This is a genomic window from Actinokineospora diospyrosa, assembly GCF_024171925.1.
Lineage (GTDB): Bacteria > Actinomycetota > Actinomycetes > Mycobacteriales > Pseudonocardiaceae > Actinokineospora > Actinokineospora diospyrosa.
The window spans coordinates 1-13,018 of sequence record NZ_JAMTCO010000001.1; the positions used below are offsets into that span (position 1 = coordinate 1).

Sequence of the window (13,018 nt, forward strand, 5' to 3'; positions counted from 1 at the left end):
GAACGACGCTACGGCTGCCGTCCCCCCACACAAAACAGGTCCACCCCATCGAGCATTTGGCACCAGCGAGTCCGACTGTCCAGGCGCTGAGTAGGTGGGCTGGGGCGGACCTGACGGGGCGCAGGTTGGCACCGACGGATCCGAGTGTCCAGGTGTTGGGTTGGCAGGGCTGACGAGGGCGGGCTGGGTTGGCACCGGCCGTTCCGAGTGTCCAGGGGCTGGCACTGTGGGTTGGGGCGGGCCTGGCGGGGGCTGGGTTGGCACCGCTGGGTCCGAGTGCCCAGGGGTCAGCACTGTGGGGTGGGGCGGGCCTGACGGAGGTTGGGCTGGTACCGGTGGTTCCGAGCGTCCAGGCGTAGGGCTGGCTTGGTGGGGTTGGGATGGCGCCAGTGGCTTTGGGTGTTCAGAGGGCGGGGTAGAGAGAGCCGCGAGACTGGCGAACCGACGGCTCTGGGGGTGGAAAGACTGATGGCGGTGTCTCCGGGGGGAGACACCGCCATCAGGGGTGGAAGGGGGGTTAGGAGCGGAGCATCTCCGCGACCAGGAACGCCAGTTCCAGGGACTGCTGTGTGTTCAGCCGGGGGTCGCACGCCGTCTCGTAGCGGCCGGAGAGGTCCGCGTCCGAGATTTCCTGGGCGCCGCCGAGGCATTCGGTGACGTCTTCGCCGGTTAGTTCTACGTGGATGCCGCCGGGGTGGGTGCCTAGGCGGCGGTGGACCTCGAAGAAGCCTTGAACCTCGTCGACGATGCGGTCGAAGTGGCGGGTCTTGTAGCCGGTGGAGGACTCGTGGGTGTTGCCGTGCATCGGGTCGCACTGCCAGATGACGCGGTGGCCGGAGGCTTCGACCTTCTCCACGATGGCCGGGAGGACGTCGCGGACCTTGCCGTTGCCCATGCGGCTGATGAGGGTCAGCCTGCCCGGCTCGTTGCGCGGGTCGAGGCGGTGGACGTACTCGACCGCCATCTCGGGGGTGGTCGTGGGGCCGATCTTGAGGCCGATGGGGTTCGACAGCAGTTCGGCGAAGGCGATGTGCGCGCCGTCGAGTTGGCGGGTGCGTTCGCCGATCCAGAGGAAGTGCGCGGAGAGGTCGTAGAGCTTGGCCTCCGGACCTGCGGTGTCCATGCGCAGCAGGGCTCGCTCGTAGTCCAGCAGCAACGCCTCGTGGCTGGCGTACACCTCGACGCTGTGCAGGGAGGAGTCCTCGACGCCGCAGGCTTGCATGAAGCGCAGGCCGCGGTCGATCTCGGTGGCCAGGGCCTCGTAGCGCTCACCGGCTGGCGAGGTGCGGACGAAGTCGCGGTTCCAGTCGTGGACCTTGGTCAGGTCGGCCATGCCCGCGCCGGTCAGCGCGCGCAGCAGGTTCATCGCCGCGCCCGCGTTGGCGTAGGCGCGGATCATCCGCGACGGGTCCGGGACGCGGGCCTCGGGGGTGGCCACCAGCGAGTTGACGATGTCGCCGCGGTAGACCGGGAGGCCGAGGGCGTCGGTCTTGGCCGAGCGCGGTTTGGCGTACTGCCCGGCGATCCGGCCGACCTTGACGACCGGCAGGCTGGCGCCGTAGGTGAGCACGACGGCCATCTGCAGCAGCGTGCGGATGTTGCCGCGGATGTGCGGCTCGGTGTTGTCGGCGAAGGTCTCCGCGCAGTCGCCGCCCTGCAGCAGGAACGCCCTGCCGTGGGCGACCTCGGCCAGCCGGTTGTGCAGCCGGTCGATCTCGGCGGGCACGGTGATCGGCGGGACGCTCTCCAGCAGGGTGCGCACCTGGCGCACCTGCTCGCCGTCGGGCCACTCGGGCTGTTGGGCGGCGGGCAGGGACAGGGCGGCGTCGAGTCGGGTGCGCAGAGCGGGCGGCAGCGGTGGCAGTTCCGGGAGGGTGTCCACCGGCACGTCGACGGTCCAGTTCACCTCACCAGACTACGAGTTCGGGCAACCGCGTTGGGCGGCGGGAGGAATATTTCACCGCCACTTCCACCTGGCGGAAAAACGTAACAGGGGTGGGCATGGCTAATTGCGCACGGCACGATGCGCCGGTGACCCCACCGCAACCCCACCCGACCCCTGGGCTCGACGCCGATACGGCGAGTCGGCTACTCGACACCGCGATCGCGAACATCGGCCGCGACTACCCGGTGCACTGGGTGCATTTGATCAACTCGCCCGCTGAACTGGTCCCGCAGCGCACCCTGCACCCGATCTTCGCGGGCTCGCTCGACTGGCACTCCTGCGTGCACCAGACCTGGCTCGCCGTCCGCCTCTTACGCCTGTTCCCGCAGTTCAGCACCACCGCGGCGGCCACCATCGACGCCCTCGTCACCGAGGAGTCCGCCCAGGTCGAGGCCGAGTTCTTCCGCACCCCCAACGGTTCGTTCTGGGAGCGCCCCTACGGCTGGGCGTGGCTGCTGCTGCTCGACGCCGAGTGCCGCGCCTGGCCGGGCGGCGCGCGGTGGGCCGAGGCCCTCCAGCCGCTGGTCACGCAGGTGCGCACGGGCTGGCTGGACTGGTTGGGCCTGTCCAGGTGGCCGGTTCGGGTCGGCACCCACACCAACACCGCGTTCGCCCTGTCGCTGGTGCTCGACGCGGCCCGCGCGACCGGCGACACCGCCCTCGAGATCGCCTGCACGGCCGCTACCAGGCGTTTCTACCTCGCCGACCGCGACTACGGCGGGTTCGAACCGAGTGCCGCGGACTTCCTGTCACCCGCGCTCACCGAGGCCGACCTGCTGCGCCGCGTGCTGCCCCCGGAGGAGTTCGCGGGCTGGCTCGACGCGTTCCTGCCGGACCTCGCCGCAGCCCGCTGGACGGACCTGCGCGACCCGGTCCCGGTCGATGACCCGACCGACCCGCACGGCTCCCACCTGGCCGGATTGGCCCTGTCGAGGGCTTGGGCGTGGCGCGGCATCGCCGAGTCCCTGCCCGAGCACCACCGCTACGTCGAGCTCGCGAGCGCCGCGGCGGCACGCCATCGGGAGGCCGGGTGGCGGTACGTGTTCGGCTTCGGTTACGCCGCCGAGCACTGGCTGGGTGCTTTCGCCGCCTACCTGGACATCGGAGCGGTGACTTAAAGCTCGTCGAGATAGTGCTGTAGATGCGCTATTGGACGCCCCAGTCGCAGTTGGCCAATAGCGATCAACGGTGCCATCGACCGGCACCACCGCTCAAGGCGCTCCGGTGAGAGCGACGTCACCGAAATGAGGTCCGCTAATCGCACGGCGACGTCCGATTTCCCGAGGACGTAATCGACCGCGTCGAACTCCGGCTCGCCCAGGGTGCCTTGCGGGTCGAGCACGACGACCCCGCGCGGGCCCGCGTCGAGCAGGTTGTCCCGGTGCAGATCGCCGTGCAGCAGCACCGGGGCGCCCTGGGTGGCGATGAGGTCGTCGGCCAGGGCGCGGGCGCGGCGCAGGTGCTCGGCGGTGACCGGGCCGAGCGGGGTGAACCTGGGGAAGAACCCGGGTACGCCGGTGGCCAGGTCGGCGCGGGCGTGCCGAGCGGGGTCGGGCACGGCGTGCAGGTCGCGCAGCAGCGCGGCGAACCGGTCCGGATCGGGCCAGCGGGACTCGCCGTCGACCCGTTCCATGAGGACGGCGCCCTCGGCCGTCTCGAGGATCTCCGGCGCCCGAGTGCCCTGCAGCCGCATGAGCGTCACCTGCTTAGCGAGGATCACCGGGTCGGGCGAGACCTTGAGAACCAGCGGCACCCCGTCCCGACTCGCCCGCAGCGTCACTGCGGAGTTGCCGTCGGCGAACGCCTCGCCGAGCGATAGGTCCCAGCTCGCGGCCAGTCGTTCCAGCACACGCGGCAGGTCAGCGAGCCAGGGCCGGATGGACTCCCCATAGCGGCGGACCAAGCGCTGCTCGACGGTTACAGCGCGGGCCTGCGGTTCGACCACGGGCGGACCCCCTCGAATTGCGCTGACAGCGACAGCAGCAGCCGCTCGGCGCCGGGCTGCCCGATCAGTTGCACGCCGACCGGCAGGCCCCGGTTGTCCTGGCCGACCGGAAGCGCCGCCACTGGGTAGCCGAGCACGTTCCAGGTCGGGAAGTACGGGATGCGCGTAGTGACACCGAGCCAGGTGGTGAGCAGGTTGGCGGTCCTATAGAGGCCGATCTCCGGCGGGTTGCGGGTCCACGCGGGCTGCAGGATCACGTCGTGGCGCGAGGTGAAGCCCTCCATCCGGGCGTGCAGGTCGGCCTCTGCGTCGCGTGCCCACTGCAGCACCCGGTCGGGGACACGAGCGCCTATAGACGCGATGTGCCGTGTGCGGGCCTCCAGCAAGTGGGGGTGCGGCAGCCGGGCAACGTCATCGGCGACTCCGCGCAGGTAGCGGACAACGAACTGCGGCGTCGGCCGGGCGCCCAGCGGTGGGTCTGCCTCAATGACACGGTGGCCGAGAGATCGCAGCGTCGCAGCGGCGTCCAGAACTGCCTTACGCCAAGCGGGAGCTAGCCGTGGAGTTCCGAGCGGGGTGCGCCAAGACAGCGCGACACGGGTGGGCTCCGGGACAGAGTCAACTGCGGACCGGAAGCCGCGGGTGCCAGCGAGTGCATCTAGGAGCAGCCCGGCATCGGCGACCTTCCTGCCCATCGGGCCGATAGTGGAAAGACCTTGCCAGCCCTCAGGTTTCGGGTCCGTAGAGATAAGGCCCCTGGTGGTCTTAAGAGCGAACACCCCGCAAGCGGTCGCGGGGATGCGAATCGACCCGCCCCCGTCTGAGCCTGTCGCGGCACCCACGATGCCTGCGGCGATCGCGGCGGCAGACCCGCCGGAGGACCCACCCGGTGTGTACGCCGGATGCCACGGGTTCCGGGTCGCGCCTGCCGTCCTGGACTCGGTGAAGGGCCAGAGGCAGCGTTCAGGGGTGCGGGTGTGGCCGATGATCACAGCGCCCGCCGCCCGCAGGTTCGCCACGGCGGCACTGTCCTGTTCGGCCACCGGGAACTGCGGCTGCCCGCCCTGCGCGGTGAAGTCGCCCGCCACGTCGATGTCGTCCTTGACCGCGACGGGGACGCCGAGCAGGGGCAGCCGCTCACCGGCCTCGAGGCGGCCCTGCGCCGCGGCGGCGGACTCCCTGGCCTGCTCGGCGTAGACCGTGCGGAAGGCGTTGAGCGTCCCGGCGAGCTGGTCGGCCCGCCGCAGCACCAGCTCCAGCAGCTCGGGCGCGGTGACCCAGCCGTCGCGCAACGCCCGCGCCTGGGCGTCGGCCCCGGCCCAGAGCAGTTCGTCCATGAACGCACCCTAGGCGCTGTTCGGCGAGTCCGGCACCCGCTGTCCGCGCCCGCGCGGCCCTTGGTCCACCGGACAGCGCCCAGCCCGGGATCGCGGCTCAGTTCAGGGCCGCGACACCGGCGTTGAGCAGCGAGGCGTACAGGATCCAGGCCAGGTAGGGGACCAGCAGCCAGGCCGCGACCCGGTCCGCCCGGCGAAACCGCACGATCGTGGCTATCACGGCCAGGTCGAGCAGCAGGATCACCACGAACGCGGGCCACAGCCAGCGCAGCGCGAAGAAGGTCGGCGTCCAGGCCAGGTTCAGCGCCAGCTGCACCGCCCAGACGCCCAGGGCCGAGCGGTCACCGCGCCGCCACACCAGCCACGCGGCGACCGCGATCAGCCCGTAGAGCACCGTCCACACCGGACCGAACAGCCAGTTCGGCGGGGTGAACCAGGGTTTGTCCGCGCTCGCGTACCAGCCGCGGACGTTGTCCAGCGTGGCCAGCGACCCCAGCGCGGCGACGCCGTAGCTCAGCAGGCCGAAGCCGAGGAGGGCGAGCCAGTCCTTCGAACGGGTGACCATGGACCCAGTCCACCGCACCCCGGGCGACCCCACAACTCGAACCTCAGCCTGCTGAACAATCGCCATCCACTCGGCCTAACAAGACCCCGCCCACTGAAGACGTCAAGTCTCCAGGTCATCGGCGTCCGCTTAGCCGAAGAAGACTTCGGCCTCGGCGTAGCGCTCGATCGGCACGGTCTTGAGCTCGGCGGTGGCCTCGGCCAGCTTGACCCGGACGATGTCGGTGCCCTTGAGCGCCACCATCACCCCGAAGTCGCCGTCGGCCACCGCGTCCACCGCGTGCAGGCCGAAGCGCGTCGCCAGCACCCGGTCGTACGCCGTGGGGGTGCCGCCGCGCTGGGTGTGGCCCAGCACGACCGCGCGCGACTCCTTGCCGGTCTTGGCCGCGATCTCCTCCGCCAGCCAGGTGCCGATGCCGCCGAGGCGGACGTGCCCGAAGGCGTCCTTCTCCCCGGTGAGCAGCACCTCGTTGCCGCCCTCGGGCAGTGCGCCCTCGGCGACCACGATGATCGGGGCGTACTGCCGCTCGAAGCGGCGCTCCACCCACTCGATGACCTTCTCCACGCTGAACTCGCGCTCGGGCACCAGGATCACGTTCGCCCCGCCCGCCAAGCCCGAGTGCAGCGCGATCCAGCCCGCGTGCCTGCCCATGACCTCCACGACCAGCGCCCGGTGGTGCGACTCGGCGGTGGTGCGCAGCCGGTCGATCGCCTCGGTCGCGATGTGCACCGCGGTGTCGAAGCCGAAGGTGTAGTCGGTGGCGCCCAGGTCGTTGTCGATGGTCTTCGGCACGCCGACCACGCCGACGCCGTCGTCGGTCAGCCGCTTGGCGACCCCGAGGGTGTCCTCGCCGCCGATGGCGATCAGCGCGTCCACGCCGTTCTCGGCCAGGACGGCCTTGATCCGCTCGACGCCGCCGTCGACCTTGTACGGGTTGGTGCGCGAGGAGCCCAGGATGGTGCCGCCCCGGGTCAGGATGTCCTCGACGTCGTTGAGGCCGATCGGCTTCAGATCGCCCTCGATCGGGCCCTTCCAGCCGTTGCGGAACCCGACGACGTCCCAGCTGTGGGCCTCGATCCCCTTGCGCACGACCGCCCGGATGACCGCGTTGAGACCGGGGCAGTCGCCGCCCCCGGTGAGTACGCCGACCCGCATGACTACCGACCTTCCCCGCGCTCGCCCGTGATGACCACCACGGCTTGACGCGTCAAGACTGCCGGCAACTGAATCGGTATAGCAAGGTCGCGACGGCGGTTACTGCCCGTTGCGCATCCGCCACCGCTCGTCGATCACGCGCCAGCGCACCAGGTTGTGCCGGGCGTCGGCGAGCGCGTCGTGCGCGTCGTCCGGGGGCGGCGGCAGGGTCGGCTTGCCCACGTCCTCCCAGCGCTGCCGCAGCTCGCGGGTGAACCGGGGGATCAGCCGGGGCAGCGCGGGCATCGCGCCCCACAGCTGGCCGATGGCCACGTGGTCGTAGGCGCCGAACCAGGCCCACAGCTCGACCTTGTCCTTGGCCCGTGGCGGGGTGAGGAACTCCAGCAGCCTGCGGCGCAGCTCCGCGCGGTCGCACCAGGACTTGTCGGCGGGCGGCGGGAGCTTGTCGAGCACGTTGGCCCGCACCCACGGGCCCGCCTTGTCCGGGTCGAACTCGGTCGAGACCGCGTAGAACTCCCGGCCGTCCTCGTCGACGACACCGATCGACACCAGGTCGATGGTCGTTCCGTCCTCGATGAACTCGGTGTCGTAGAAGTAACGCACTGACCAAGCTTAGTCAGTTGTGTGCGGTGGATACTGATCGACATGCGCACACGGGCACTGGTGACCGTGCTGGTCGCCACACTTGTCGCGGCCGGTTGTGGCGGACCGGACGGTCCGCCACCGCTCGCGCTGACCAAGGTGGACCTACCCGGGGCGCCGGTGACCCTGACGCCCTCCGGTGGCGCGCTGCTGATCGGTCTGCACCGCGACGGCCAACCCGTGGTCCCCGCCCTGGTCCGGCGCGACGCCTCCGGCGCGGTCACCGAGATCCCCACGACGACCGCGACGCCCTACGGCAAGCTCGCCCGCTGGACCCAGATCGCCACCGACGGCACGAGGCTGTTCGCGGTCGGCGGCGAACGCGGCGGCGCCCACGGCAACGTCCGCTGGAGCGTCTGGGACGGCGCGCTCGCCGGGCTCACCGAGAAGCGCCAGGCGTTCAGCACCTTCGGCGGCTACGGCGCGGGCGACCTCGTCGGCGTCGTGATCACCCCGGCCGGACCGGTCGTGCTCGGCGGCTGGGACAACCCGAACGGCGGCTTCGACGTCGCCACCTGGCTGCCGTCGGGCGACGACTGGATCAGGCAGCCGTCGGCGGGCACCGCCCTGGAGGCCTCGCGCGAGGCGCTCCCGTTCCCCATCGCCGCCACCCCCCTCGGCGACGGCATCATGATCGTCGGCTGGCAGTTCGCCGACGGCCGCGAGCAGCCGGTGGCCTGGCGCTCGAAGTCCGGCAACACCGGCTGGACCAAGACCCCGCTGCCCGCCCCACCCACAGCGCACGGCGCCGCGATGTCCGTGTCGTGCTCGGCAGCGGAGTGCGTGGCCGCGGGCCGCCTCGACTCCACCCTCGCCCTGTGGCGGCTGACCGGCGACACCTGGTCCCAACTCCCGGACGTCCCCACCTTCCCGGTGAGCGACACCGACGTCCTACCCGCCCCGGCGGTGACACCCGACGGGACGGTCGTCCAGTTCATCGGCACCCCGGACGGCCTCAAAGCCCTTCGCCGCACCGGAACCACCTGGACCGTCCACAGCACCACCGCCAAGGGCAAGCCAACCGCCGCCACCACCGTAGGCACCACGATCTACACCGTCGTCGACGACGCGTTGTGGAGCGTGGACATCACCAAGCTGCCCTGATCACCGACTGTCGACGACGCCTCGAGGAGCCTGGAACTTCCCAAGCGGCAGGCTGCCTTCACCGCGGGGCCGAGGTCAGACCCTGGTGACGCTCGCTGTGTAGAGCAGGCGTTCGGTGGTGAGGAGGTTCTCGTCATCGCCGATGAGGCCGAAGACGCCGACCAGCTCGCGCAGCAGGACCACCCGCTCGGTCACCGACAGGTCGGCGACGCTGGTGAGTTCGGCGAGGACGGTCTGCGCGGTCGCGCCCGCGATGTCGGGGAGGCCGCCCTCGGCGAGCAGGCGGGCTTGGCGGACGTGGGTGCGGTGTTCGCCGAGGCGAGTTCTGGTGACGAGGACGTCGTGGGCGTCGGCGGCGCTGGTGGCGAGGATGCGCCGTTCGGGGACGTGGTCGGCGGGCAGCAGCCGGTGCAGGTGCGGGACCCGGTCGTGGGTGAGCAGGTGGAACCAGTCGCCGAGGTTGCCCGCGGTGAGGGCGAACATGCGGCCCAGGTGGTCACCCAGCCGCAGGCGGCCCGCCCAGTCGGTGTCGGCGGGCAGGTCGAACGCGGGGAAGGCGGTGTCGAGCACCCCGATCGTCGACCGCGGCAGCAGGTTCCACGCCGCTAGCGCAGGCACGACCCGCTCGCCCACCACCCGGCCGTAGACCAGCACGACCGGGAACCCGCTCAGGGCACCGCGGATGGCCCAGACGTCGGTGTCGAAGTCGCGCAGCGGGCGGTGCACGAGCCGGGGTAAGAGCGCCAGGTCGTCGTTCCACGGGCTGGCGGTCCACGCGCGGCGCAGGGCGACGGCGAACCCGGTCGAGCCGGGGTTGGCGTCCTCGGGCTGGAACGGGGCGATCAGCAGCGCGGGCCGCCTGCCGCCGTCGGTGTGCTCGGCGACCTGCTCGCGGGCGCGCGGCCCCAGCGGGCTGTCCACCCGCGAGCGCTCCAGCGCGGCGAGGTGGGTGTGCACGGTCGTGGTGACCGCCCCCCGGTCCCAGTCGGGGACCCGACCGCTCGCGCCGACCAGCTCACCGCCGACCTCCACCGCCGAGTCGACCCAGTCCAGCGACACCGCCGCCCTGGTCAACTCGGCCAGCCGGGACCTGCCCCGCCGCCGCGCCGTCGAGGTGCGCGCCCTGGCCGCCACCCCGAGCAGCTTGTCGGTCTGGCGCACGACCCCGACCAGCCCGGCGAACCTGGCCAACTTGCCCGACTCCACCGCGTCTTCGACCGACACCGCACCCCACCCGCATTCGCCGCTGACCCGGGTAGTTCGCGCTGGTGGCCCAGGTGTTCCTGCCCAGCGCCCGCATTCACCCGATGAGCCCAAACAGTGGAAGGGGGCTCACTTTCCAGGTGTGGTTCCCGTGTGGTCAGCCCGCTTCGCGCAGCTGCGGCTCGCGGTTCTGGGTGGGGACCTCAACCGCCTGCTGCTCCTTGGCCTTCGCAGCGTAGACGTCCACGTACTCCTGGTCGGAGAGTTCCATCAGGGCGTACATGATCTCGTCGGTGATCGACCGCTCGACGAACCGGTCGCCCTGCAGGCCCGCGTAGCGGCTGAAGTCCAGCGGCGGGCCGATCTTGATCCGGATGGGGTAGGGCTTCCACATCTTCGACCCGATCGGGTTCGCCTTGTCGGTGCCGACCATCACGACCGGCAGCACCGGCACGCCTGCCTCGAGCGCGATCCTGGCGACCCCGGTCTTGCCCTTGTAGAGGCGGCCGTCGGGGGAGCGGGTGCCCTCGGGGTAGATGCCGACCAGGTGCCCCTCGCGCAGCAGGCGGATCACGGTGTCGAGCGCGGCCTGCGCGGCGCCGCCACCGGAGCGGTCGATCGGGATCTGGCCGACGCCGGTGAAGAACCACCGCTTGACGCGGCCCTTGAGCCCCGGCGCGGTGAAGTACTCCATCTTCGCCGGGAAGGTCACCCGCCGCGGCACCACCAGCGGCAGGAAGAAGGAGTCCGACACGGCGAGGTGGTTGCTGGCCAGCAGCGCGCCGCCGGTGGTGGGCACGTGTTCGAGGCCCTCGACCCGGGGTCGGAAGAACAGGTGCAGGACCGGGCCGAGCAGGACCCGTTTCATCAGCCAGTACAACACGCGACCAGCGCTCCCGTCTCCCCGTTGTGCACCGCCGAGCCTACGAACGCCCCGGTGGCGCGCACAACGGCGGGGCCGATCAGATTCGCCCCGGTCGACAGGGGCGCGCGCGGCCGGGTTCGTGCGACGATGGCCCTGTCCCAGGCTCACCGGTGATCATCATAGGAGGGGCGCGGTGGTCGAGAACGGCCTGCGCTTCGCGCACGACGGCTCGACCGGGGTCGGCGTGCTGCTCAGCCACGGCTTCACCGGCTCGCCGGTCAGCATGCGCCCGTGGGCCGAGCGGCTCGTCGCCGAGGGCCACAGCGTGCGGTTGCCGCTGCTGCCCGGGCACGGGACGACCTGGCAGGAGATGAACGGCACGACCTGGCCGCAGTGGTACGCCGAGGTCGAGTCCGCCTTCACCGAGTTGACCGAGCGCTGCACGGCGGTGTTCGCGTTCGGCCTGTCCATGGGCGGCGCGCTGTGCCTGCGGTTGGCCGAGGAGCACGGTGACCGCGTCGCCGGGCTGGTGCTGGTGAACCCGTCCGTGCTGACCGTGCGCCGCGCGGCCCGGCTGGTCCCGCTGCTGTCGCGGGTGGTGGCCTCCGTCGCGCCGATCAGCAACGACATCGCCAAACCCGGGGTGAGTGAGCACGCCTACCCGCGGACCCCGTTGCGCGCGCTCGCGAGTCTGGCCAAGCTGTGGGAGACGGTGCGCCGGGACCTGCCCAGGGTCGACCAGCCGGTACTGCTGCTGCGCTCCGCGGTCGACCACGTGGTCGAACCGCAGAACGCCGCCGCGGTCCTGGCGGGCATCTCCAGCCGCGACGTCACCGAGGTCGTCCTGCACAACAGCTACCACGTCGCCACCCTCGACCACGACGCGCCGGTCATCTTCGACCAGAGCGTCGAGTTCGTCCGGCGGGTGCGTGCCGAGCGGGGAGAGTGATCGGCCGTGAAGAGCCGCCCCGGTGACGGCCCCGAAGACGTAGACGCCGCCTTCGCCCAAATCGTCGCCGACCTGGAACGCGAAGGCGTCGGCCGAGACATCCCCACCCTCAACGAAGTCCCCGCCGACCCCCCGCCGGACCCCGCCCCCGCCCGCCCCGCCTCCACCTGGCGAACCCACGACACCGAATACGACTGGTCCAACGACAACAACGACGAGCACTACGAACCCCCCGAGCCACCTCCCCTGCCCCGCCTGCGCCCGCTGACGGTGGTCGCGATCGGCTTGCTGGTGGCCGGAGTGCTCTTGCTGACCCTCGCCAGCATCCTCAACCTGGACGCCCGCATCACCACCCCCATCGCCCTGATCGGCCTCGCGACGGGAATCGCGCTGTTGCTGCTGCGGGCGCGGAAATCCCCACCTCCGCTGGATGACGACAACGGGGCACAGGTCTAGTAGCGCTATTCGATCTCGGTGGCCTCAGCCCCCATCGCAGTGCTGACGCGCCAGGCCAACACCTCCACCCCGCCCGCCTTACCGACCCCTGGGCACGCGACTCAGCGGTGCCAGCCCGGCTTCCGTCAGGTCCAGCCCCAACCCGCCTGATCAGCCCGTGGACACCCGGACCCAGCGGTGCAAACCTGCGCCCCGTCAGGTCTGCCTCAGCCCACCTGGCCAACCCCCTGGACGCTCGGAACCCGTTGGTGCCAACCCAGCCTCCGTCAGGTCCGCCCCAGCCCACCTGATCAGTCCGTGGACCTCGGACCCTGCGGTGCCACATCAACCCCCGTCAGGACCGCCCCAGCCCACAGTGCCGGCCCTGGCCACTCGGATCCGTCGGTGCCAACTGGCCTTCCGTCAGGTCCGCCCCAACCCACCTGCTCAGCCCTGGACACTCGGACTTGGCGGTGCCATCCCAGCCCGCACTCGTCTGCCCTGCCAACCCAGCCCGCGCTCCTCGGAGTCGCTGGTGCCAGGCCGGCTCGATGGGGCGGACTTGTTTTGCGTGGGGGGACGGCACCCGTAGCGTTTCCGCGCGGCAGGGCCTGCTTTTGGGCCCCTGCTTTGCGGTTCTGCGTCGGGTGTTGTAGGGGCCCCGCGCACAACAAGTTCGCCCCATCGAGCTCGTCGCATTGTCGCGGATCTCCGCCGATGTTGCCGCCAGGCGACGAGGCGTCCACCGGAGCCGAAGGCGGAGGCCCGAATCCCTTGCCCCGCATCCCCAACCACGGCCTACGCCAAGATCAACCTGATCGAAAGCCCCCAAATACACAGCCTACCGAGGAGGCCCGACAAACCGGCAGCAGC

The 13,018-nt window shown here is 71.1% G+C and carries 12 protein-coding genes; 4 read left to right on the top strand and 8 right to left on the bottom strand.

Annotation, left to right across the window (positions count from 1 at the left end; all coding sequences use genetic code 11):
* Positions 1-517: 517 nt before the first annotated feature.
* Positions 518-1,906, bottom strand: a complete 1,389-nt coding sequence (locus tag LV75_RS00005; protein ID WP_253884459.1) for a class II 3-deoxy-7-phosphoheptulonate synthase — start codon at positions 1,904-1,906, stop codon at positions 518-520.
* A 125-nt stretch (positions 1,907-2,031) separates the two neighbouring features.
* On the opposite strand from LV75_RS00005, the gene LV75_RS00010 reads away from it, so the two are divergent.
* A complete protein-coding gene (locus LV75_RS00010; protein ID WP_253884460.1) occupies positions 2,032-3,063 on the top strand; it encodes a DUF2891 domain-containing protein in 1,032 nt (343 codons plus the stop codon).
* Here the strand turns inward: LV75_RS00010 and LV75_RS00015 are convergent.
* From LV75_RS00015 to LV75_RS00035, 5 genes are all read right to left on the bottom strand, one after another.
* On the bottom strand, positions 3,060-3,890 hold the full coding sequence (locus tag LV75_RS00015) for an aminoglycoside phosphotransferase family protein (RefSeq protein ID WP_253884461.1): 831 nt from the start codon (positions 3,888-3,890) through the stop codon (positions 3,060-3,062). The genes LV75_RS00010 and LV75_RS00015 overlap by 4 nt on opposite strands.
* Complete coding sequence (locus LV75_RS00020; RefSeq protein ID WP_253884462.1) at positions 3,863-5,227, bottom strand: amidase family protein; 1,365 nt, start codon at positions 5,225-5,227, stop codon at positions 3,863-3,865. The genes LV75_RS00015 and LV75_RS00020 overlap by 28 nt, the downstream gene beginning before the upstream one ends.
* 97 nt (positions 5,228-5,324) lie before the next feature.
* Positions 5,325-5,792, bottom strand: coding sequence for a TspO/MBR family protein (locus LV75_RS00025; protein ID WP_253884463.1), 468 nt, complete (start codon positions 5,790-5,792; stop codon positions 5,325-5,327).
* Positions 5,793-5,921: 129 nt separating this feature from the next.
* Positions 5,922-6,947 carry a 6-phosphofructokinase gene (locus LV75_RS00030; protein ID WP_253884464.1) on the bottom strand — a complete coding sequence of 342 codons (1,026 nt, stop codon included), beginning with the start codon at positions 6,945-6,947 and terminating at the stop codon, positions 5,922-5,924.
* 99 nt (positions 6,948-7,046) lie between these two features.
* The gene (locus LV75_RS00035) at positions 7,047-7,550 is read right to left on the bottom strand and encodes a polyadenylate-specific 3'-exoribonuclease AS (RefSeq protein WP_253884465.1); all 504 of its coding nucleotides are present in this window, start codon (positions 7,548-7,550) and stop codon (positions 7,047-7,049) included.
* Between the two features lie 42 nt (positions 7,551-7,592).
* Between LV75_RS00035 and LV75_RS00040 the strand changes: the two genes are divergently transcribed.
* On the top strand, positions 7,593-8,693 hold the full coding sequence (locus tag LV75_RS00040) for a hypothetical protein (protein WP_253884466.1): 1,101 nt from the start codon (positions 7,593-7,595) through the stop codon (positions 8,691-8,693).
* A gap of 75 nt (positions 8,694-8,768) precedes the next feature.
* On the opposite strand, the gene LV75_RS00045 is transcribed toward LV75_RS00040, so the two are convergent.
* Together LV75_RS00045 and LV75_RS00050 are read right to left on the bottom strand one after the other, a co-directional pair.
* Positions 8,769-9,917: a hypothetical protein gene (locus LV75_RS00045; protein WP_253884467.1), complete on the bottom strand. Its 1,149-nt coding sequence runs from the start codon at positions 9,915-9,917 to the stop codon at positions 8,769-8,771.
* Between the two features lie 136 nt (positions 9,918-10,053).
* Complete coding sequence (locus tag LV75_RS00050) at positions 10,054-10,779, bottom strand: lysophospholipid acyltransferase family protein (protein ID WP_253884468.1); 726 nt, start codon at positions 10,777-10,779, stop codon at positions 10,054-10,056.
* A gap of 175 nt (positions 10,780-10,954) precedes the next feature.
* Between LV75_RS00050 and LV75_RS00055 the strand changes: the two genes are divergently transcribed.
* Both LV75_RS00055 and LV75_RS00060 read left to right on the top strand, forming a co-directional pair.
* Positions 10,955-11,710, top strand: coding sequence for an alpha/beta hydrolase (locus LV75_RS00055; RefSeq protein WP_253884469.1), 756 nt, complete (start codon positions 10,955-10,957; stop codon positions 11,708-11,710).
* 6 nt (positions 11,711-11,716) lie between these two features.
* A complete protein-coding gene (locus LV75_RS00060; RefSeq protein ID WP_253884470.1) occupies positions 11,717-12,166 on the top strand; it encodes a hypothetical protein in 450 nt (149 codons plus the stop codon).
* Positions 12,167-13,018: the final 852 nt, after the last annotated feature.